Genomic DNA, 20,156 nt, shown 5'->3' with positions numbered 1-20,156 from the left:
GGTTTTGAGATAATAGATTTTCGTGGAGATGCTGTTTGAAACTGAGGGGGATCTCGGGCCTCATCTCTGTTCTCTTCCTCATGATAGCCTTCCTCATCGTCTTCTTCTCGCTGTATTACCTAGCACAGTCCTCCGTCTCATATGTTAACAGCGCCGTGGAGAGGGAGTCGCTGGAGCAGAAGAGCTCCGAGCTCTCCAGATCCGTCTCGGGATACTTCCTGTACAACCAAAGCAGCGGTTCTGCATTCATTAATCTAACAAACTACTTCGGGGAGCCCGTTTTCCTCTCGAAAATCCTTGTGATATACAGCAGCGGGGTAGGGGAGCTGAGAAATCCCTCCAATGCGACTGTAATACAGCCGGGGAAGAGCGCTAGCATTGCGCTGAGCGGCTTATCGGATCAGCCTGAGAGCTTCATCGCCCTTCTCTACACGCTGAGCGGAGCCCAGGCTTCGGTTCCTCTCCTTCCCCTTCCTCAGCAGCCCTCCCAGGGCCTACCTTCGAACCTGCCTTCAAACCTGCATTTGGCAGAGAACAACTTGATGCTAGCAGACGACTTCTCCACCGATCCTCTAACATCTGGAAGAATTGTTGTGCTATCCGGCTCATGGAGTTGGAGCCAGGGAAGCTTGACTGTGCTGCAGGGGGGAACTGCTTCTCCCTCTAGAGAGAACATGGCATATTTGAACCTTCCTTCATATGGATTTCAAGGCGCTCTCCCAAATGAAACATATGTGCTGGTGAAGGTTATTCAAAATGATTTGCAGGGGAGCTATGCCGATGTCGTCTTTCTGAGCTCGAATTCCGCTTCATCTTCCATATATACCGCTGGGGCTCACTATCAGAACAGAAATTGGATGGATGCGGAGGTCTGGAAGTATCTCAGCAGTGGTGGGTGGAACGGGCCTCTCTCTTCTGGAGCTTCGATTTCGGTGGAGAATCCTGCCATCATAGAGGCGAGGTTCTCGAGAGCTTCGAATAGCGCCACGGTCTCTGCGTTGCTTCTTTCGAGCCGTGGAAACTCCTCGGCTTCATATAACGATGCTTCGCCTCTCAATGTAGCATACATAGGTTTGGGGAGCCGCAACAGTCAGAGCACGACCTTCGAATTCGTCTACGTTGCGAAAAACCGCGACCCTCTCTATGTTTACGTGGAAGGTATCCCGCCGTCCTACAGCGTGGAGATAGTAGGAAATGATGGAAGCGTTTACAGGGCAGCATACGACCAGAGCTTGGGCATGTTCAAAGCATACATCTTCAAGGATCCCTCCAGCTTCTACCCAATTCTCAAGAACGCACAAATCCTGGTGGTGAACGGCTCCTCCCTCGTTTACTTCTACTCTGGAGATGTCTGCGGAGGGTGCGTCTACAGCAGCTGAGAACTCTTGAGAGGAAAAGGTTTTCTTTCACTCCTCCCCGCTCATCCTTTCGAGCGATGAGAGGGCAGCATATATGATGGAGATCCCGATGATTACTGCTATGAGGGGAGACGCATCTACGGTTATGATCATTGTTTGGCCTGATACGGAGACCTCCCTGCTTATCTTCCCCCACCCAACCAAGCTGCCCATGACAAAGAGGGCTACCGCAGCGGATGAGAGGTAGAAAGGAAGAGAGAGGGGAAAGCGGAGCGCATAGCCTATGGCATCTAGAGCTATTATCACGATGAGGCTCAGGAGCAGGTACGGGGAGCTCCAAGCAACTTCTCCCTGAAGCGGGATGCCGTAGAGCGAGAGGAGCTTTGGGATGAGAAATGCGAACACCAAATAGTAGAGGATTCCGGAGATCGCTCCCCAAACAATTCCCTTGGCAGCTCTCGAAGCTGAGCTCACCCGCCCTTCACCTCGACGGAGACTGGATATATTCCCGCGAGAACAAAGCTGATCTCGGCCCTGCTCATCTCTTGCAATAAGGAGACTGGAAGGGTTACGTTCTTCCTGTAGACGCCCTCTTCAACATCTCCGAAGCTCAGCGACGCATTTCCTATCCTTATGGTTAAATTATCGAACCTCACGGTGACGCTGTGCCTGTATGTAACTTCCACCAGGACAGTTTGGTTGGGAAACGACTCGATGGGGGAAATCTCTATGCTGATGGCGTTTGGGTTGTTGAGAACCTCGAGGAAGAGGACGGCGAGGGGGGAGAGGAGGTAGGCTAGGAGCGCAGCCCCAAGCACTGCAACCCCCAGCTTGGCAGGACCGTACAATGCGAGGTCCTCCTCTGCAGCTCAGCTTATTTTCTGAGACCCAGGAGCAGCTGTATTCCGTGCTTGATGAGGAGGGATCCTCCCCAGACGAGGATGCCGAGATACCCCAGCTTCATCGCGAGGACGAGGAGGGAGGAGATGACGGAGGAGAGAACTCCTCCAACGTCCTGAGACTGTTGAGACAGCGCGGGGCTGAATGTCTTGTAATCGCCATATGCCAGGTATGCTGCGAATATCACGAGGAATATTCCTGCGGCAATTATTATGTAGGCCACGATGGGCTCCGGCTTCAAGCGCATTACCTCCGGTGAAGATTTGAGTTTTTCTCGGAGCATGTGCATTTAAATGTTGCGTTAACCCCCCAGTTAACAGCACTCTTATTTTCTCCTCATTCTTATTCTCCAGAGAAAGGGGAGACCCCATGATTCTCGGAGACAGGGACCTGAGGTACTACATAAAGACCGGGAGGATCTACATTGAGCCCTACGACGAGGAAATCGTTAGGGAGAACGGGATCGATCTCAGGATATCCAGCGAAATTGCCAAGCTGAAATCGAACAGCATTCCAATCGATACAAGAGATAGAGATCTGGATCCCAGCGGGTACTACGAAATCCTGAGGGGGGAGAGCTTCATCATAAATCCAGGAGAAAGAGCTCTCCTGAACACCATGGAGTTCATAAAACTGCCGGACGACATCATGGCATTCGTCAACCTGAGGAGCACTTTCGCCCGACTGGGCTTCCTCGCCCCGCCGACCATCGTAGATGCGGGGTTTGAAGGCAACATAACTATAGAGGTGGTCGGGGGGTCATTTCCAGTGAGGCTGCATGCTGGAGACAGATTTGCGCACTTGATCTTCGCCCGCCTCCTGACTCCAGTGGAAAAGCCTTACGTGGGAGACTACCAAGGCCAGAGAGGTGTCAGGCTCCCAAAGATGTTCAAAACTGCATGAACAGCTGAACCCCCCTCCATTTCTTTTGGATTTCATTTTTGATTTTTCGAGTGCTTAATACCATTCCTATTTGTTTATACAAACTTTTTGAATAGAAGTTAGAAAAATAAAAAGCTCAGAAAAAGCTCCACAGGAAACAGAGGGGTGTGTGGGAGCTTCTCAGGGGAAATAAGGGGTAGTCTCCATAGGAAATTGAGGGGTGTTAACTGGGGGGTTAACTCAGCAAGCAAGATCTCTCAACCCCTTCTTCAGCAGACCCCTCCACTTCCACTGGAGCAACTGGAAACATTATTAATCGATATAGATGAACACTTTTCCGTGGTGTCGTGCTTGGCTCAGAACGGAGAGATAAAGCTCGATCCCTGGGGGTACTCCCAGATAGCCGACTACGAGAAGCTCTTCACACTGTTCGGGATCAGGCCGTTCAGAGAGCTCCTCCCTAGAATAAAGAACCCCCACCACCTCATGAGGAGGGGAGTAATTTTCGGTCACAGGGACTTCGACCAGGTCCTGAATGCCCTTGAGAGGGGGGAGAAGGTAGCGCTCCTCACGGGCTTCATGCCCAGCGGTAAGCTGCACTTCGGCCACAAGATGCTCATGGACCAGATAATATACTACCAGAGCATGGGCGTGGACGTGATCATAGCAATAGCCGACATAGAGGCATATGCTGTGAGGAGGATGAGCAGGAAGGAGCTGATAAGGATAGCCCTGGAGGAGTATGTTGCAAACGCCCTCGCCCTGGGACTCCAGAAGAAGAACCTGAAGATATACTTCCAGAGCAACATGGACGCCCCGTACTACAGGCTCGTCGGGATGTTCAGCCAGAAGATAACCTCTGCGGAGTTCTCAGCGATATACGGGGAGCTGACCCCTGCTAAGATCACTGCAGTCCTCCACCAGGCAGCAGATATACTGCACCCGATGCTCGAAGAGTACGGAGGCTATAAATACGTTTTTGTCCCTGTTGGAGCAGACCAGGATCCCCACCTGAGGTTCACCAGAGACATAGCGGACAGGTTCTCGGGAGAGCTGAACTTGAGGAGGCCCTCCAGCACGTACCACAGGTTCATGACAGGCCTGGACGGGGGGAAGATGAGCAGCAGCAGGCCTGATTCTGCAATATTCCTCTCCGACCCCCTCGAAGTCTCTGCTTCCAAGCTGATGAGGGCTCTTACAGGAGGCAGGGCCACTGTCGAGGAGCAGAGGAGGCTGGGAGGTGAGCCGGAGAAGTGCACTGTATATGAAATGTACCTCTACCACCTCCTGCTGAGCGATGAGGACCTCCTCGACATCTACACCAGGTGCAGGAAGGGTCAGCTCCTCTGCGGGGAGGACAAGAAAATGGCCGTTGAGAAGATGCTGAAGTGGCTGGAGGAGCACCAGAGGAAGCTCGAGCACGCGAAGAGCGAGGCGGAGAGGCTCGTAGATATTCCATCCTTCTAGCACTTGTAGTTCTCTATCTCTATTCCGAGCCTCTCCGCCTGCGAGCAGAGCTCGTTTATGGGTATCAGCGCCTCCTTCCCCTTCTCAGTCTTGAGATAAGCTATCTTCCCCCAGATCTCCACCCTCCCCTTCTCCTTCACATAAAAGCACCCCATGAAGCAGGAGCATTCTCTCTTTCTCTCTGCAAAGCGGGGCTTTTATTCTTCAGCCCTGCTCTCTGGAGGAGAAACTCTACTTTTCAGAGGAGCAGAACCTCTGCAACAGAATCCTCCGCCTCCGGTATGACAGCTTGAGCTTCCTCCACCATCTGGGAGACGAGATCCCTGATCTCCCACTGAGCGTGGGGAGAAAGCCTGAGGCACGCAATGTGGAGGAGCTCCCTCAAGTTCACACTCATGAGCAGTCTCGTTTCGACCGCCTGAGGGATTATATACCTCGCATCCTCCTGGGGAACTCCAGACGAGACCATTTCATCGTATAGAGCATAAGCTTTTTCCATGAGCTCCCTGAACTTTTCTCCGAAGCCCTTCTCCTCCACCGATGGGGGGACTACAAAGCTCCTTTCTACCGTAGAAAACCTCTGGCTCTCCTGGGTGTACGATGCGAGTCTGTGTCTCACCAGCTGGTGAGAAGTAACCCTCGATATGCCCTCTATCAGGAACGTGAACACCACGTGCTCCAGAACGGAGGGGAATTTGTAGGAATCGAGAACAATCTCTCTCACATTCTCTTCCTTATATTCCTTCAGGTAGTGCTCTGCTCCTTTGAGCCCCAGCTTCCCAGAGGAAACCTTCACTGCAAGAACTATCAGCCTCCTGGGATCCCCCAACGAACCTGAGCTCCACGAAAGTAGCTTAACATGCAAGAGAATCATCCCTCTCTTCAAAAGGACCGCTGAAAAATTCAAGCGCTGCATTAAAAAACATAACCTGTTGAAAGCTCACCGGATCACGCTGAACCAAAATGAGAAATTTTCAAGCTTCGCCGGGAGTCTCTCCTGCAACAGGATCCCTCGAGTCTGTTTCGCTTGTTGCGCTAAAGTTAAAAGAACGACGCCTTCTTTCTTGCTCGGTGGTTCGGCGTGAGAGAGAAGACATTGTCCAGGCTGAAAGCAGCGGCCCTAATCCTCTCGATTTCCGGAGCTGTCCTCCTCCTAATTCTAGCTCATTCCGCCCTCTCCCAACCAATCCTCGGGCTCTCTGCACTGCAGAATTTGAGCGCCGCCCCGCAGCAGATAGAAGGTCTCAAAGAGCAGGTATCTCGCGGCTGCACCATGATAGTTGTCGGGAAGAACGCAACAGCGGACGGCTCCATAATAATTGCCAGAAACGAGGACTACGCAGGAAACTGGGCGAAGCATTTGATAATTGTGCCTCACCAGCATCACAGCGCAGGCGAGCAGCTGTGCGGGGCGACGGGCTTCTGCTTCCCCCTGCCCCAAGAGACGTACAGATATATTGCCATGGAGGACTGGGACACCTCGGGAGGGCTCTACCACGAGGCCGGAATAAACGAGAAGTTCGTTGCTGTGAGCGCAACAGTCACCACAAAGATAAACAGCAAGGTGGAGGAAGTCGATCCCCTCGTTGAACGCGGCGTTGCCGAAGATATAATCACAACCGTGGTTCTCTCAGCTGCATCAACCGCGAGGGAAGGGGTGCTTCTCGTCGGGAAGCTCGTGGAGACATACGGGGCAGCGGAATCCTTCGCCATGGCTGTTGCTGATCCGAGCGAGGCCTGGGTTATAGAAGTCGTCAGCGGCCATAGATGGGTTGCGGCTCGCGTCCCTGACAACAGCTACGTTGTCTACGGGAATGAGCTGCGCATATGCCGCGTTAACCTGAGCGACCCGAGCAACTTCTTGGGATCCCCGGATCTGGAGAGCTTCGCTGTTGAAAAGGGGCTGTGGAACGAATCTAAAGGTCCTCTCTGCGTAGCTGAGGCGTATGGAACAAAGCCGTCTCCGAGCAACTACAGGAGGGTCTGGGGGATCGAGAACTTATTCACCCCATCAGCGCACCTTGATCCAGAAGCAAAGGTCTACCCATACTTCATTGAGCCTGACAAAAAGCTCAGCATCAAGGACGTAATGCAGGCTCTGAGGTACTACTACGCCGGGACTCCCTACGACACCAGGTTCAATCCAAACGAGAGAGGTGTGGGAATATCGAGGACGATAGAGAGCCATGTGATCCAGCTCCGCGGCTGGATGCCGGTCGAGATCGGAGGGGTTATGTGGGTTGCCCTCTCGGCTCCGAGAGCGAGCATATATGTGCCATTCTATGAGGGTATAAAAGAGCTGCCATATGAATACACGATCGGCACGGACAGCTACGACAGCTCATCAGCGTTCTGGGCATTCAGATCGGTCGCTAACATAATGTTCATCAATGCAACCAAATACGAGCCTCTGGTCAGGGAGAAGTTCGATGCCTACGAGAACTTCCTCATTAATTCTCAAGAATCCATGGAGAGCTACGCCCTCATGCTCTTCGGCGTAGACAGAAACGCTGCCCTGGACTTCCTCAGCAGCTACACGAAGTCAGCAGCAGAGGGGGCCGTGAGCCTCGCGAGGTCTGTCTTCTCCCAACTCATGACCGACCTCGCAAAAACCGAGAAGTGATTTTTTTCCAAACAATACAACTTTTAATAACCTTCTGGAACATATGAGAGGCTGAGAATGATGCGTCATGCCCAGCGGCAAGCAGGTAGCTGTAATAGCAGCAGGAGTCCTCCTCATAGCGGTGATGATTCTCTCAGTAATAATCCCCATCATCACAGGCCTCGGAACGAGCCCCCTCGTCAACGTGGAGGGGATCTACGAATATTCCGGGGGAGGTTGGAAGAAGATAAACAGCAACGGAACGGTCTGGCTCCCCCAGGGCGAAGGGAACTACCTCATATACTTCAGGAACCTCAACTGCCCCTCCTGTCAGCAGTTCGATGCAGCGTGGAGCGAGTACTTCAAGAACTATCTCTTCAAGTCCCCCTACAACATAACTCCCGTTGAGGTTGTCTGCACCTACTTCTCCTACAGCTGCTCCGATCCATCAGCGAAGGCCCTCTTCAGCGCATTCGAGAACGCTCTGGGCCAGTACTTCGGAACTCCCTACCTCGTCATCATAAGCAACGGCTCCTTCATATACTTCAACTTCCCCCCCACTGATTCAAGCGGAGCCTATTCGGCTCAAGTCCTCAACCAGACCGTTTCCCAGGTCCTCTACCAGCACCTCAACCCGCAGGTTGCCACTCCAACCGAAACAGCCCCGGAGAACACCACAACCACAGCGACATGAGGAGAAGAGCGAAAAGCTTTTAAATTGCAGCCCTCCTCAATTGAAGGGCGCGGGGTGTTGCCTTTTTGTCGTCGCTTCCCATAACAGTGGAGCTGCCGCGGGCGGCAGGATCAGAGTTCTCATTGCAGATAGAGTAGATGATTTTTTGATAGAGGAGCTCAAGAAGCTCGGCATGGAAGTCCTCTATTCTCCCGGGATATCCAGAGAAGGATTGCTCAGCATCATTGGAGAAGCAGATGCCCTCGTCGTCAGGAGCAGGACGAGGGTGGATGCCGAGCTGATAGAGAGGGGGACCAGGCTCAGGGCCGTAGCGAGGGCCGGAGTGGGGACGGACAACATAGATGTCGAAGCAGCTAGGAAGAGGGGGATCGCTGTCGTCTCAGCGCCTTCAGCCCCGGCCGCTTCCGTCGCTGAGCTGACCTTGGCTCTCATGCTCGCCCTGGCGAGAAACCTGAAGAGGGCTTTCCGGTCTGCTGAGGAGGGGAAGTGGGAGAAGATCGAGGGCGTGGAGCTCAGGGGAAAGACAGCGGGCATCTTGGGGTTCGGGAGGATTGGAAGAGAGGTGGCGAGGCTCTGCAGCTGCATGGGAATGAGGGTAATAGCATACGACCCAAGGAGGGAAGCATTCTCCGGAAGCGCATATATCGAGGAAGCTGGAAGCCTTGAGGATCTGCTCAGAGCAGCAGACTTCCTCACAATCCACGTTCCGCTCACAGAGGAGACCAGGAAGCTGATAGGGAGGAGGGAGCTCTCTATTATGAAGGACGGGGCATACCTCATAAACACTTCCAGGGGGGCAGTCATTGATCAAGAGGCCCTGATAGAAGCTCTCAGGACGGGGAAGCTCGCTGGAGCAGCCCTCGACGTCCTCGAAAATGAGCCCCCCGGTGAGAGGGAAAAGGAGTTGCTCAGCCTCCCAAACGTGATAGCTACTCCCCACATAGGGAGCCAGACTGCTGAAGCGCAGAGGAGGATAGCTGCTGAGATCGCAGAGAAGATGTGGCAGCTCTTCGGAGGGGGATCCTGAATGCTCCTTGTGCCTGGACCAGTGGAGTTACACCCCAGAGTTCTCGAAGCCATGTCGAGGCAGGTTGTCTCTCACAGGTCAAAGGAGTTCTCAGAGTTGCTCTCGGAAATAACCGATGGCCTAGCGATGGCGGTGGGAGGAAAGAGAGGAAAAGCAGCTCTTCTCACAGGCTCGGGAACGCTCGCTGTTGAGTCAATGATATACAGCATAGTTAGCCCAGGCGACAGAGTTCTTCTCCTCGAGTTCGGAGAGTTCGGCAGGAGGATGAGGGAGTCCCTCGAGGCTAGGGGAGCCGAGGTGCATTTGCTCAGGGCCCCATTGGGAAGAGCCACCTCAGCATCAGAAGTGCGGGAAGCTGCGGAGAAGCTGAAGCCCAAGTACATTGCGACTGTGCATGTGGAGACGAGCACTGGAGCAATGGTCAGGGATCTCGAGGAGCTGTCCAGAGCAGCTGAGGAAGCAGGCTCTCTCATCCTTCTTGATGCCGTCTCCTCCCTCGGTGGCGAAGAGCTGAGGATGGATGACTGGGGGATCTATGCGGTGGCGAGCTGCTCGCAGAAGGGCCTCGGCGGTCCTCCGGGGCTCTCTTTCGTTGTGCTGTCAGAGGAAGCTGCTCAGAGGGTCTGCGAAACGGAGAGGAAGCCCTCCTATCTCGATCTCTGCAGGAACCTGAAGTTCCTGGAGAAGATGGAGACCCCATTCACACCTGCAGTGAACCTCATGTACGGTTTTGCTGAGGCCCTCAAGCTCCTCAGGGAGGAGGGGATTGACGGTAGGAGGGAGAGGATATGGAGAGCGAGCGGGCTGCTCTACAGGAAAGCCGGATCCATGGGATTCTCCCCCCTCCCCCCTGAAGAGCACAGGGCCCACACCGTTGCTGCGCTCTTTCCTCCGGATGGAATGGCAGCGTCTGAGATAATCGAAGCTCTGAGGAGGAGGGGGATCCACATAGCTTCGGGAATGGGGGAGCTGAGGGGGAAGATACTGAGAGTGGGGATAATGGGATACGTCGATGAGGGCATCGTAGAGAAGCTCATCTTTGCCCTCGAGGAGGTCGTGAGGGGAAGAGCTTGAACAGGCCGGCCGAGTGCATATCCTGCCTCATCACAAACAGGGTCGGAGACCTCAGGGAGGCGAGAGCTGGAGAGGAAGCCTACTCAGCCCTCATGTTCGCTCTTTCTGAGCTCGTGCGGAGGCCGAGGACGGAGGCGTTTGCTGAGGCATTCAGGTTGGCTGCGGAAGCTGCTGGAGAAGAAGATCTGTACAAATACGAGAAGGAGGAGCTGAACGCATTTGCTCAGGATCTCCTCACCTCCTTCGAAGCGGATGGCCTGGGGGAGGCGGAGCTCATGAGGATTGGGGCTGCAGCCAACGCTTTCGATACCAGGGTGCTCGGCTACCAGTTCAGCCCGGGGGAATTCGATTTTAAAAAGCTCCTTGAACCTCCAGCCGTTGACGATTCAGAGCAGATCGATTGGGAGAGCGTTGAGAGCATAGCATACGTTCCGGACAACTCGGGAGAGTTCGCGGTGGATGCATTGATAATGAAGAGGCTCTCGGAGCTCGGGTACAGAGTTTTGGCGGTGGCGAGGGAGGATCCCTATGAGATAGATGTTACAGCAGAAGATTTGAGGAAAGCTGTAGGAGGCTTTGCTAGAGTGGTGGCGAGCAGGGGAAACGCACCGCCGCTCTACAGGAAGAGGGCAGGCAGAGAAGCAGCGGAAGCAATAGAGGGAGCTGACCTCGTTGTTGCTAAGGGAATAGCAAACCTGGAGGCGTACATCGACTCGGAGAGGTGGCTGGAGGGCAGAGCATTATTCCTGCTCAGGGCAAAGTGCCCCCTCATAGCGAGGGCTTTCGGAGCTGAGAAGGGAGCGCCGCTGGTTGTGAGAGAGGAGAGAGCCTGGTCTTCAGCCCGGAGAATGAAGCGAGACAGCTTTCCCATGGAATAACAGCGGGCGGAAGCTATAACTACTGCACTCTGCAATGTGCATCACAGGTGCAGGGGACTTGAGCGCTGAGCATTCCAGAAGAAGCTTCAGGGTCTTCGATGAGAGGACCGAAGAATACGACATGTGGTTCGAAAGGAACGAGGCAATATACAGGACCGAGCTCAAGCTCGTCGAGAATTTTCCCTGCAGGCCTCCTTGCCTTGAGATAGGAGTGGGGACTGGAAGGTTTGCTCAGCCCCTCGGGGCTCAGTTCGGCGTGGATCCCTCAGTGCAGTCTCTATCCATCTCGAAGCTCAGGGGGATAGAGGTAGCGAGGGGGGTTGCAGAGAGCCTGCCTTTCAGAGACGGGAGCTTCAGCTCAGCATACCTCATAGTTACACTCTGCTTCGTCGACGACCCTTTCCAAACGCTGAGGGAGTCCTCGAGGGTTCTCAAGAAGGATGGAAGGCTCGTGGCATGCATAGTGCCTTTGGACTCCCAGTGGGGGCAGTTCTATCAGGAGAGGAAGAGGAGGGGGGAGAGCGTATTCTACAGGGACGCAGTCTTCTACACAAAGAAGCAGCTCAAGGAGATGCTGGAGGCTGCAGGCTTCGAGCTGGTGAGGGCTGAGAGCGTGCTGCACTATCCCCCGGGCTCCGAAATAGTTCCCGAAGACCCCCGTGAGGATGAGGAGGGATCCTTCGTCTGCTACGAGTCCAGGAAGGGCTGAGGACTTCAGCTCGATCTCATGCTGAATCCTCCGCACTCCAGCAAACTATTATACCTGCTCCAGCTAATGCCAAAGTGGTGGCGAAGGCGGAGAAGAAATGGCTTCCGAGAAGATCCTCGTGATAAACTACAAGGCTTACCCTTCCAGCTACGGAGAGAGAGCGGTTGAGATAGCTGAAGCCGCCGAAAGAGCTTCGAGGGAGCTGGGAGTCAGGATCATCCTGGCAGTTCCCTTTACCGAGATATCCCGCCTCTCAGAGAGGTTCGGGCTTGACATAATAGCTCAGCACGTGGATCCAGTTGCTGAAGGTGCTTATACAGGGCACGTAACAGCCGAAATGATAAGGTCGTCTGGGGGGAAGGGATCTCTCCTGAACCACAGCGAGAGGAGGATGCTCATAGCGGATATAGAGGAAGCCATACTGAGGCTGAGGAGCGCGGGCCTCTACTCAATAGCCTGCGCCTCCACCCCCAGGACGGCAGCAGCTGTGTCGCTCCTCGGGCCCGATATGATAGCTGTTGAGCCTCCGGAGCTGATAGGAACGGGGGTGAGCGTGTCAAGGGCAAAGCCCGAGGTCATAACCTCATCGGTAGAACTCATATCGAAGATTGCGGGGAGCAGAATTCCTGTCCTCGTGGGAGCTGGGGTGAGCAATAAGGAGGACTCGAGGAGATCCGTGGAGCTTGGAGCCTCAGGCGTTCTGGTTGCAAGCGCTGTTATGAACTCTAAGGATCCTGGAAAAAAGATAGCTGAGCTTGCAGAGGGGCTGCTGGGAAGATCCTAGCTCCTCCTCTCCTCCAGCTTCTTGAGGACCTGCGGGAGCGTTGTGTACTCCATCTCCTCGGGGCCCAGCCTGTGCGGCATGAATGGGCCGTGCCTCCTCATGTAGTCTGCTATCTGCTGAGCAAGCCTTCTGGTCTCGTCGAACGCGGGATCGTCGAAGAGGTCGCTCGGCCCAATGAGCTTTCCATCCTTTATGTTGAACCCAAGCGCCACAATCCTCGGAGGGCCGTCGAACCTGGTGCACCTGGCATCTCTCTGCGAGACAGGCATGAGGGGACCGTTGTGGCTCCCCCTCATCCACCCGGCAACGAGGTGGGGGAATGAGAAGGGCTCCAGTATCTCCCCCAAAGCGGGGAAGCCGCTCTGCGCCCTGGCAACAGCAACGGGATCGTCCTTCCCAACATACTTCCCAGCTATCAAGTTCAGCCTCTCGCTGCTGACGGCTGCAGCTATCTCTCCATCGGACTTTCGGAACACCCTCTTTATTGTATATCTCCCTGTCGTCCCTATCAATGCCAGGATGTCGTACGAGTCCTCGGGGGCGTTGAGGAAGTATATCTTGTGCTCGATCAAATCCCATATCTCGAACTTGAACCCGGTGTGCAGCTTCGAGTCTATAACCAGCCCGGCAGTGTTGAACGGATCGGCGAAGATCCTGTAGAAGGGCAGGTTGAAGGCTCCAGGCTCCGTCTTGTCGGCCATGAATACTACGACAGGCTCGCTCGGCCTCTCCTCGAACTCCATCTCAGCAACTCCAGGGCCCAGCCCCCTCACGTTTCCCGAGAAGGAGTCGGAGAGCAGGTCCTGCCCAGCCCCGTAGAGGCCGAGCCTCTGCGCTACCTTCGTCGCCTCCTTGAAAGCCTCCCAGGCCGTTCCATGGACTTCGGAGCTGTCAACCCCCCTGTAGTGGGTCATTATGAGCTGCAGGTCGTCCCCCACATTCGTAACGTAGAAGTCCTCTATTATCCCGTTCGCCTTCGCCTCCCCGAGGACTCTGGTGGCAGCAGCGAGCAGGTCTGGGTGAACGACGTGGTGGCCGGCGAGGCCCCCCACGTCAGCCTTTATCACGCTCAGCGTGACCTTCTTCCTTCCGGACAGAATGCATCACCGCTTAACTATTGGGAGCATGGAGTTTAAAATATAACGCTGTGATTCGCAAAAGCTGGGAACTTGCACGAAAATGTTTTTATATTCCCACTCTGTTTATGCATTTGAATAAACGGTGTTAGACATGAGTCTAATAAGGGAGGCCCTCAGGCTCGAGGAGCCGAGAGAGTACCTCGTGAGGGCAATGAGAATAGAGCCCCCGCAGAACGTGAGCGAGGCCTTCAGAGTTCACCTCCTCCTCTACGGCGGGAGCATCATCACCCTCGAGGCCATAAGCATAGAGTTCAGGGGGGCAGCTGTCGGCGGAACAATATCCAAGAGGGATCTCTGCGTCAAGATGAGCGGCGAGGGGTGCCTCAGCAGGATAGACCTCGCCTTCCCCGAAGGCGCCCTCGCGACATACGACAACGGGCACCTGGCGGTTGAGTGATTTCGACAAAAATCTTAAAAAATAAATTTTTCTTCGCGCAAACATTTTTAAAAATGGAATCCCATACTCTTTTATCGGCGATTGTCTTGATACGCAAATTCTCGAGGAGGGAGGGCCTGGAGGCCTGCATTTCCTACTACGAATACGTGATGCTATCCGAGCGCGGAGAAGCTGAGCAGATCTGCGAGGACCTCTATGGAAAAGAAGAAGATGAGGACGTATTGCTGAAGAAAGTCAGAGAGCCCCTTTTAGCAGCCCACTGACTGCTCTCTCAACTGCCTCTGCGCTTATCCCCTCAATGCTCCACAGTAGAGAGCTCCTGACGAGCAGCTCGACAGCCTCCTCCTTCTTCAGCCCCCTGCTCCTCAAGTAGAATATCGCATCTTCTGGAATCGGGGAAACGGAGGTCTCGTGGGAGGCCTTGAGAACGCTGCTGCTCTCGACCTCCAGCGAGGGGACGGAGTAGCTCTTCGCTCCATCCCCTGCCCTGTAGATTATGCTGCTGAGCTCGTTCTCGCTCTCAACAGCGCTCTGAGAGGCCTTCAGCTTCCCCCTGTGCACAACTGTTCCGCCGAAGTTGAAGCCTCTGCTTACTATCTTCGAGGATCCGAACGAAGATTCGCTCGATATGTTGGTTACGTGGTCGACCTTCTCCCCCCTGGAGGCCAGGAGGAATGACCTTATGCTTGCCTTTCCCCTCTCCCCCCTCATGAAAACGTCCTCATAAACAGCGTTTGACAGCCCGCCCACTGCTGCATTCCCGATCTCCACTTTCCCGCCGTCCGAGAGAACCCTGATCCAGCTCAGCGGGAGACCTCCTCCAGCAAATGCGCTTATTACCCAAAGCCTCAGCGAGGTTTCCTTCTCAGCGATGATTTCTGCAGTCACCATGGAGGCGCCGCTGCTCCCCTTTCCGGTTAAGATAAGGACAAGAGAAGCGCTAGCCCCCTCTTCCAGTTCAACTCTCAGGTGGTGGTGGGAGCTTCCGCTGATGGGGGGAGCAGCGAAAACTTCAATCTTTTTCTCCTCCCCTCTTGGTATTCTGAGGACAACGGCGTTTCTGACTCTGAGGAAGTGCTTCGCGAGCACTCTCCCCTCCTGCATTGAGAAGAGGAAGGGCTTCTCCTCTTCAGCCTCACCGCTCCCCCTGAAGCTTCCGTCGGGGAGGAGCTCGAGCACCTCGGCTCCAGGAAGGACGCTTCCTTTTATGAGTGGCTCAGCCCTCCCGGTGGGAGGGGAGATCGATTCCTCGTAGAGCCTCCAGCTCGTATAGAGCTTTATTGTTGGGCTGTCGCTGTACTTCTGGTATGGAAGCTTCTCGACCCAAGATTCTCCGCTGAGCGTCATCCCGTACCACCTAGCTTTGAGAACTCCAGCTGGATGACCGAGTTGAGGACCGAAGCCATCTCGAACGGGATGTCCACGATAATGTCCTCCAAGTAGCCGAGGACCATCAGGCTCTTCGCCTCTCCATCGCTCAGCCCCCTGGACCTCAGGTAGAAGAGCTGCTCCTCGCTTATCCTACCAGTCTTCGCCTCGTGGTTTATCGAGGCCGTCTCTTCCTCAACCTGCACGTGGGGATATGTGTAAGCCCTGCTCTCCCTGTCGAGGATGAGGCTGTCGCAGCTGCTGGCGACGAGAGAGTTCGCAGATCCCTTGTTTATCTTTATCAGCCCCCTGTAGACATTTGTCCCCCCGTTTGCGCTTATGCTCTTGCTCACGAGCTTTGCGGCCGTGTTCTTTCCAATGGCAATGACCTTCCCCCCACTGTCCTTCAGCTTCCTTCCGTTGGATATGGAGACGGTGTAGATGGATGTCCTGGAGTCGTCTCCCTTCAGTATTGTGCTGGGATAGACATATGAGACTTTGCTCCCCACGCCCCCCTCCAGCCACTGCACCATGGATCTTTCCTCGGCCACAGCCCTCTTGTTGTTGAAGTTTATCATGTTTCCGCTCCAGTTCTGGAGCGTTACGAACTTGACCCTGCTGCCCCTGTTGGCATATATTTCTACCATCCCGTCGTGGAAGCTGTACTTCCTGTACATGGGGGCGGAGCACCCCTCTATGAAGGTGATCTCGCTCCCCTCATCCGCTATAATTAGTGTGTGCTCGAACTGCCCCTCGAGCTCGCTCGCCATGAAGAAGAATGCTTCTACTGGCTGGGGGATCCTCACGCCCTTCGGAACATACACGAAGACGCCCCCGCTCCAGAGGGCGGTGTGGAGCGCCGCGAACTTGTGCTCAGCGTAGGGGAAGATCCTGGAGAAGTACTGCTTCACGATGTCTGGATACTTCTGCACGGCTTCCTCCATAGGTATCATGACGACCTTCTTTTCCTCGAGAAGCTTCTTTACCCCCAAGTACACGGTTTCGCTCTCGAACTGGAAGCTTATCCCTGCGAGGGCCCTCTTCTCGGCCTCTGGAAGCCTCAGAGACTCATATACCTTCCTTATGTCCTCGGGTATCTCCTCCCAGCTCCTGGCCAATCCGGCTTCAGGCCTCACGTACTGGGATATCTCATCCAGGTTGAGCTCCTCAACTCCGGTGAGCCAGTTCGGAGAGGGGAGCTTTTCGTAGGCCTCGAGAGCCTTCAGCCTCAGCCTGAGCATCCACTCGGGCTCCTTCTTCGTCCTGCTTATCTCCTCAACGAGGGACCTCTCGACTTTCCCCTTAATCGCAAGGAGCTTGAAAGCCCTCAAATCCTCTGGCAGCTCTATATCTGGGCTCGTCTGGAACTTCCTGAGAAGCTCCTCTCTCCCCTCAACCATTCTTCTCTTCTCCCTCCAGTGAGCTGTTCATGAGGGCAGAGTAGCCCTCCCTATCTATCCTCTCAGCGACCTCCATCCCTCCCTCGAGGGCGATCCTCCCCTTCAGGAGAACTGCTATCCTGTCCGGCTCGATGATGGAGAAGAGTCGAGTGTAGTGGGTTATGAGCAGCACCCCCCTTCCCTTCTCCTTCATCTTCCTGATGAACTCCCCGACAACCCTCAAACCATCTACATCAAGACCGCTGTCGGGCTCGTCCATTATGAGGTACTTTGGCTCGAGGACCATGGCCTGAGCCAGCTCGGCCCTCTTCTTCTCCCCTCCAGAGAAGCCAACATTGACCTCCCTGTAGAGGACCTCCTCCTTAAGCCCGACAGCAGCGAGGGAGCTCCTCATCCTGCTGAAGATTGTGGGATCGGAGATCTTCAGGAGGTCTCCAGAAGCTCCCCTCCTCTTGTTGTGGGATGCAACCAAGAGGCTGCTCAGCTTGACCCCGGGAACCTCAGGAGGCGACTGGAAGAGCAGCATCAGCCCGCGGAGGGCCCTCTCCTCTGGAGCGAGGCCTGTGACATCTTCTTCATCGAGCAGGATCCTCCCCCTCCTCAGCGAGACGAAGGGGCTTCCTGCCAAGACATTGGCGAGGGTAGTCTTTCCAGATCCGTTGGGCCCCATGAGGGCCAGCACTTCCCCCTCCTTCAGCTTTAGGTCGACGCCCTTCAGTATGATCTTTCCTCCAGCCTCAGCCTCAATGCCCTCTGCAATAAGCGGCAAAACACTCACCGAAAAGAATGGAGCGAGGCCAGAGAAAATATCTCCACTGTATATATTTGCGGATTCAGGCCTTCTCGAGGAGCCGGAGGCGGGAGGACAGGATTCTCTTCTCTTCCCTCTCCCTCCTCTTTGTAATCTCGAGGGCTCCCTGAACTCCGTACTTATCGAGGCAGTCGAGGCATATAGCTCTGGCTTTATCTATCCTGTGCATGCAGTCGGGGCAGATGAGCCTTCCGCAGATCTGGCACCTCTCCGCAGAGTGCTTCCTTCCGCACCTCTGGCAGAGGGTCTCGGAGCAGACAAGGCAGATCCCCTTCTCCTCATCGAAGCACTCCCTGCACACATGCCTCCCGCACTTTGGGCAGAGGAGCTCTGCCTTCCTCCTCCCGCATATCTCGCAGAGACCCGGTTTCAGCATGCAGCTACACTTGGAACTGCTCGAGGGCCTGGGGGAACTCCTTCACTATCCTCAGGCTCCCGCTCGCCCCAAGTATGTCCGCCCCAGCAGCGAACATGAGCAGGGCCTGAAGACCCGTCCTTATCCCCCCCGATGCCTTTACCCCCTGCTCTTCTCCAACGGCCTTCCTTATTATGAGGATGTCCTCTATGCTCGCCCCCCTCGATCCAAACCCTGTTGACGTCTTCACGAAATCAGCACCGGCCTCAGCAACCATTTTGGAAATTGAGGAAATGAGCTCAGCGTTGAGGGAGCCCGTCTCCAGTATGAACTTTATCCCTGCACCGAGCTCATGGGCGTGGGAGGTGAGCTCAGCAATCTCCTTCTCCACATAGTCAAGCTTGCCAGACAGCGCAGCCATTATGTTTATCACCACATCCACTTCGGAAGCTCCGTCGGAGGCAGCCCTCTCTATCTGAGCCTTCTTGATCTCTGTGGGGTCGTGGCCTAGAGGGAAGCTCACGACTGTTGCTATCTTGACCTCAGTTACTGAAGATGCATCTTTGACAGCCCAAGGAGGTATGACGAGGGCCCTGAAGCCGTACTTCTCCGTCTCATCCACAGCCCTGAGGATGGACTGGAAGCCCTCTTCCGGCTTGAGGACTGTGTGATCTATCCTCTTGGCCAGCTCCTCCGCAGTCCTGGGGATCCTCCTGCTGCTGAAGAGCACACCAACTCACCTTTCCTCCTTCTTCTTCAATTCGTGCCTGGTTATGTGCCTTATCAAGTCTTCTTCGCTGAAGAAGATCGGCGCCCCTTCTCCTTCTCCGCATATGGGGCAGAGGAGGCCCGAATCCTTCGTCCTCCTCGTCCTGAAGAGGGAGCCGAACCTGTCCACAACGACTTCATCGCTCTTGCTCAAGCCAGGCACCTTCTCATATAACTCATCAAAGACCTATAAACGGGTTTCTCTTATCTTCTCCAGCCCCGCGAGGAGCTCGTCCAGAGAGCGGGAGAAAGCAGAGCTCTCCTGCCCTATCCCTATCCTGAGGAAGCCAGGGGACTCGAAGCACTCCCCAGGGTTCACCAGGATCCCGCTCATGGAGAACAGCTCCTCGCTCAATGCAAGCGTATCATCCTCCCAGGGGATCCTGGCCCAGACAAACGCTCCTCCTTCAGGGATGACTGGGTCGAGGAGATCCCCCTTTGCTTTGGAGGAGAAGAGCTCCAGGTTCTTCTTTACTATGCTCCTTGCCCTCTCCCTCAGCCTCTGAACTGAGATCCTGGTGAGGACGGCTGAGGCTATCCTGTCGCTCAAGACCGAGGGGGAAATGCTGATGTAGTCTTTCACCGACCAGGCCCTCTCGATCAGCTCCCTCCTGCCGGCGATCCAACCAATCCTGAGCCCAGGGAGACCGTATACTTTCGAGAGTCCCGAGACCGAGACAGCGAAGCCCTTTCCTATGACCTCGAGGGCGCTCGGCCTTTCCCCATCAAGCTCCGAGCCCCAGTAGACTTCATCGAAAATGAGCATGCTGTTAGCTTTCCTCGCTGCTTCACCGAGCTCCTCCAGCTCCTCTTCTTTCAGAACCTTCCCAGTGGGGTTGTTTGGATTGCATATGAAGACGGCCTTCGGCTTTTCAGCCTCGATCTTCTCCAGCGCTCTATCGATGGGGAACCTCCAGGAAGGGTGGGAGCGCCTCAGAGCTTCAGCCCTCGCCCCGAGGAATTTGAGGAGGCCGGGAAGCTGCATGTAGTTCGGCAGATCAACGAAAGCGAGATCTCCATCCTCAACCGTGCTGATGAGCACTGAGAAGTTGGCTTCAGCCGATCCAGCGGTAACAAGAACCTCCTCTGCACTCACTTCGCCGTTGTAGAGCTCAGATATCCTCTCCCTCAGCTCCGGAGAGCCCCGAGTCCAGCCGTAGCTGAGCTCCAGATTCTTCAGCTCTTCGAGCCTCAGGCCCAGCTCTTCGAGATCGCCTAGCCTCAAGGGGAAGACCCCGCTTTCGCTCATGTTCACCCTCGCGAAGTTCTCGTGGAGGCTCTGCCACCTTTCAAGGCAGAATGCCTCGAGCCTTCCGTTCAGCCTTCCCAGAACCTTCGACCTCACAGATTCCCTCGAATTCATCGCGAATCTACCAAGAAATCTGCAGGAGAAGAGATGAGAGATAAAGGTTGTGTCCCGCCCAGATCCCGAAGAAGTGTTCAAGCACTGTGCCGGAGCTGTTCATATATGGGAACTATGCATCATGGGATTTGGGGGAGAGGGATGGAGGAAGCAGCAGTTGTAGCTCACCACTTCTGGAAC

At 54.9% G+C, this 20,156-nt stretch carries 25 protein-coding genes; 12 read left to right on the top strand and 13 right to left on the bottom strand.

The window, feature by feature from the left end; translation table 11 throughout:
* The first annotated feature begins 35 nt into the window (after positions 1-35).
* Positions 36-1,379, top strand: a complete 1,344-nt coding sequence (locus tag ACLGLO_RS02695; RefSeq protein ID WP_492128861.1) for a hypothetical protein — start codon at positions 36-38, stop codon at positions 1,377-1,379.
* A gap of 27 nt (positions 1,380-1,406) precedes the next feature.
* On the opposite strand, the gene ACLGLO_RS02690 is transcribed toward ACLGLO_RS02695, so the two are convergent.
* Genes ACLGLO_RS02690 through ACLGLO_RS02680 form a run of 3 tightly spaced genes read right to left on the bottom strand, consistent with a single transcriptional unit; the run spans position 1,407 to position 2,499 of the window.
* Positions 1,407-1,832 carry a hypothetical protein gene (locus ACLGLO_RS02690; RefSeq protein WP_492128860.1) on the bottom strand — a complete coding sequence of 142 codons (426 nt, stop codon included), beginning with the start codon at positions 1,830-1,832 and terminating at the stop codon, positions 1,407-1,409.
* The gene (locus ACLGLO_RS02685; protein WP_492128859.1) at positions 1,829-2,206 is read right to left on the bottom strand and encodes a hypothetical protein; all 378 of its coding nucleotides are present in this window, start codon (positions 2,204-2,206) and stop codon (positions 1,829-1,831) included. Before ACLGLO_RS02685 ends, ACLGLO_RS02690 begins: the two co-directional genes overlap by 4 nt.
* Before the next feature lie 26 nt (positions 2,207-2,232).
* The gene (locus ACLGLO_RS02680; RefSeq protein WP_492128858.1) at positions 2,233-2,499 is read right to left on the bottom strand and encodes a hypothetical protein; all 267 of its coding nucleotides are present in this window, start codon (positions 2,497-2,499) and stop codon (positions 2,233-2,235) included.
* 128 nt (positions 2,500-2,627) lie between these two features.
* Between ACLGLO_RS02680 and dcd the strand changes: the two genes are divergently transcribed.
* Positions 2,628-3,161, top strand: a complete 534-nt coding sequence (dcd, locus tag ACLGLO_RS02675; RefSeq protein ID WP_492128857.1) for a dCTP deaminase — start codon at positions 2,628-2,630, stop codon at positions 3,159-3,161.
* 330 nt (positions 3,162-3,491) lie between these two features.
* Positions 3,492-4,607, top strand: coding sequence for a tryptophan--tRNA ligase (locus ACLGLO_RS02670; protein WP_492128856.1), 1,116 nt, complete (start codon positions 3,492-3,494; stop codon positions 4,605-4,607).
* Here the strand turns inward: ACLGLO_RS02670 and ACLGLO_RS02665 are convergent.
* On the bottom strand, positions 4,604-4,747 hold the full coding sequence (locus ACLGLO_RS02665; protein ID WP_492128855.1) for a hypothetical protein: 144 nt from the start codon (positions 4,745-4,747) through the stop codon (positions 4,604-4,606). The two genes, ACLGLO_RS02670 and ACLGLO_RS02665, sit on opposite strands and share 4 nt — an antisense overlap.
* Positions 4,748-4,845: 98 nt before the next feature.
* On the bottom strand, positions 4,846-5,481 hold the full coding sequence (gene thyX, locus ACLGLO_RS02660; RefSeq protein WP_492128854.1) for an FAD-dependent thymidylate synthase: 636 nt from the start codon (positions 5,479-5,481) through the stop codon (positions 4,846-4,848).
* Between the two features lie 207 nt (positions 5,482-5,688).
* On the opposite strand from thyX, the gene ACLGLO_RS02655 reads away from it, so the two are divergent.
* The 7 genes from ACLGLO_RS02655 to tpiA all read left to right on the top strand — a co-directional run bounded on the left by ACLGLO_RS02655 (position 5,689) and on the right by tpiA (position 12,375).
* Entirely contained in the window at positions 5,689-7,230 is a 1,542-nt protein-coding gene (locus ACLGLO_RS02655; protein ID WP_492128853.1) for a C69 family dipeptidase, read from the top strand.
* A gap of 67 nt (positions 7,231-7,297) precedes the next feature.
* Entirely contained in the window at positions 7,298-7,903 is a 606-nt protein-coding gene (locus ACLGLO_RS02650; protein WP_492128852.1) for a hypothetical protein, read from the top strand.
* A gap of 40 nt (positions 7,904-7,943) precedes the next feature.
* A complete protein-coding gene (locus tag ACLGLO_RS02645) occupies positions 7,944-8,930 on the top strand; it encodes a hydroxyacid dehydrogenase (protein WP_492128851.1) in 987 nt (328 codons plus the stop codon).
* Complete coding sequence (locus ACLGLO_RS02640) at positions 8,931-10,004, top strand: pyridoxal-phosphate-dependent aminotransferase family protein (RefSeq protein ID WP_492128850.1); 1,074 nt, start codon at positions 8,931-8,933, stop codon at positions 10,002-10,004.
* Positions 10,001-10,882: an ARMT1-like domain-containing protein gene (locus tag ACLGLO_RS02635; RefSeq protein ID WP_492128849.1), complete on the top strand. Its 882-nt coding sequence runs from the start codon at positions 10,001-10,003 to the stop codon at positions 10,880-10,882. The genes ACLGLO_RS02640 and ACLGLO_RS02635 overlap by 4 nt, the downstream gene beginning before the upstream one ends.
* A 58-nt stretch (positions 10,883-10,940) precedes the next feature.
* Entirely contained in the window at positions 10,941-11,591 is a 651-nt protein-coding gene (locus tag ACLGLO_RS02630; RefSeq protein ID WP_492128848.1) for a class I SAM-dependent methyltransferase, read from the top strand.
* Between the two features lie 97 nt (positions 11,592-11,688).
* Positions 11,689-12,375 carry a triose-phosphate isomerase gene (gene tpiA / locus ACLGLO_RS02625; RefSeq protein ID WP_492128847.1) on the top strand — a complete coding sequence of 229 codons (687 nt, stop codon included), beginning with the start codon at positions 11,689-11,691 and terminating at the stop codon, positions 12,373-12,375.
* Here tpiA and fbp read toward each other — a convergent pair.
* On the bottom strand, positions 12,372-13,472 hold the full coding sequence (gene fbp / locus ACLGLO_RS02620; RefSeq protein ID WP_492129120.1) for a fructose-1,6-bisphosphate aldolase/phosphatase: 1,101 nt from the start codon (positions 13,470-13,472) through the stop codon (positions 12,372-12,374). The two genes, tpiA and fbp, sit on opposite strands and share 4 nt — an antisense overlap.
* A gap of 133 nt (positions 13,473-13,605) precedes the next feature.
* On the opposite strand from fbp, the gene ACLGLO_RS02615 reads away from it, so the two are divergent.
* Both ACLGLO_RS02615 and ACLGLO_RS02610 read left to right on the top strand, forming a co-directional pair.
* Entirely contained in the window at positions 13,606-13,911 is a 306-nt protein-coding gene (locus tag ACLGLO_RS02615; RefSeq protein WP_492128846.1) for a hypothetical protein, read from the top strand.
* An 86-nt stretch (positions 13,912-13,997) separates the two neighbouring features.
* Complete coding sequence (locus ACLGLO_RS02610; protein ID WP_492128845.1) at positions 13,998-14,174, top strand: hypothetical protein; 177 nt, start codon at positions 13,998-14,000, stop codon at positions 14,172-14,174.
* Here the strand turns inward: ACLGLO_RS02610 and ACLGLO_RS02605 are convergent.
* From ACLGLO_RS02605 to ACLGLO_RS02575, 7 genes are read right to left on the bottom strand one after another with little or no spacing between them, the layout of a single operon-like run.
* Complete coding sequence (locus ACLGLO_RS02605; protein WP_492128844.1) at positions 14,146-15,258, bottom strand: SufB/SufD family protein; 1,113 nt, start codon at positions 15,256-15,258, stop codon at positions 14,146-14,148. The genes ACLGLO_RS02610 and ACLGLO_RS02605 overlap by 29 nt on opposite strands.
* Positions 15,255-16,679 (bottom strand): Fe-S cluster assembly protein SufB, encoded by a 1,425-nt coding sequence (gene sufB, locus ACLGLO_RS02600; protein ID WP_492128843.1) that lies wholly within the window; start codon positions 16,677-16,679, stop codon positions 15,255-15,257. The genes ACLGLO_RS02605 and sufB overlap by 4 nt, the downstream gene beginning before the upstream one ends.
* Entirely contained in the window at positions 16,672-17,457 is a 786-nt protein-coding gene (gene sufC / locus ACLGLO_RS02595) for a Fe-S cluster assembly ATPase SufC (protein ID WP_492128842.1), read from the bottom strand. Before sufC ends, sufB begins: the two co-directional genes overlap by 8 nt.
* 55 nt (positions 17,458-17,512) lie before the next feature.
* The gene (locus ACLGLO_RS02590; RefSeq protein ID WP_492128841.1) at positions 17,513-17,866 is read right to left on the bottom strand and encodes a hypothetical protein; all 354 of its coding nucleotides are present in this window, start codon (positions 17,864-17,866) and stop codon (positions 17,513-17,515) included.
* A gap of 4 nt (positions 17,867-17,870) precedes the next feature.
* Positions 17,871-18,575, bottom strand: coding sequence for a deoxyribose-phosphate aldolase (gene deoC / locus ACLGLO_RS02585; protein WP_492128840.1), 705 nt, complete (start codon positions 18,573-18,575; stop codon positions 17,871-17,873).
* 6 nt (positions 18,576-18,581) lie between these two features.
* On the bottom strand, positions 18,582-18,767 hold the full coding sequence (locus ACLGLO_RS02580) for a hypothetical protein (protein ID WP_492128839.1): 186 nt from the start codon (positions 18,765-18,767) through the stop codon (positions 18,582-18,584).
* A 33-nt stretch (positions 18,768-18,800) separates the two neighbouring features.
* Positions 18,801-19,976: a pyridoxal phosphate-dependent aminotransferase gene (locus tag ACLGLO_RS02575; RefSeq protein ID WP_492128838.1), complete on the bottom strand. Its 1,176-nt coding sequence runs from the start codon at positions 19,974-19,976 to the stop codon at positions 18,801-18,803.
* Positions 19,977-20,156 lie beyond the last annotated feature (180 nt).

This window comes from Fervidicoccus sp. SLHALR4, assembly GCF_058692745.1.
Note: the sequence above shows the minus strand (reverse complement) of the source record. Positions and strands in the feature narration are given on the sequence as shown.

What these genes read in the sequence shown, in the direction of transcription:
- tpiA (WP_492128847.1), top strand. Translation starts at nt 11,689, where the DNA reads ATGGCTTCCGAGAAGATCCTCGTGATAAACTACAAGGCTTACCCTTCC.
- ACLGLO_RS02605 (WP_492128844.1), bottom strand. Translation starts at nt 15,258, where the DNA reads ATGACGCTCAGCGGAGAATCTTGGGTCGAGAAGCTTCCATACCAGAAG.
- dcd (WP_492128857.1), top strand. Translation starts at nt 2,628, where the DNA reads ATGATTCTCGGAGACAGGGACCTGAGGTACTACATAAAGACCGGGAGG.
- thyX (WP_492128854.1), bottom strand. Translation starts at nt 5,481, where the DNA reads ATGATTCTCTTGCATGTTAAGCTACTTTCGTGGAGCTCAGGTTCGTTG.
- ACLGLO_RS02650 (WP_492128852.1), top strand. Translation starts at nt 7,298, where the DNA reads ATGCCCAGCGGCAAGCAGGTAGCTGTAATAGCAGCAGGAGTCCTCCTC.
- ACLGLO_RS02575 (WP_492128838.1), bottom strand. Translation starts at nt 19,976, where the DNA reads ATGAATTCGAGGGAATCTGTGAGGTCGAAGGTTCTGGGAAGGCTGAAC.
- sufB (WP_492128843.1), bottom strand. Translation starts at nt 16,679, where the DNA reads ATGGTTGAGGGGAGAGAGGAGCTTCTCAGGAAGTTCCAGACGAGCCCA.
- ACLGLO_RS02615 (WP_492128846.1), top strand. Translation starts at nt 13,606, where the DNA reads ATGAGTCTAATAAGGGAGGCCCTCAGGCTCGAGGAGCCGAGAGAGTAC.
- ACLGLO_RS02640 (WP_492128850.1), top strand. Translation starts at nt 8,931, where the DNA reads ATGCTCCTTGTGCCTGGACCAGTGGAGTTACACCCCAGAGTTCTCGAA.
- ACLGLO_RS02590 (WP_492128841.1), bottom strand. Translation starts at nt 17,866, where the DNA reads ATGCTGAAACCGGGTCTCTGCGAGATATGCGGGAGGAGGAAGGCAGAG.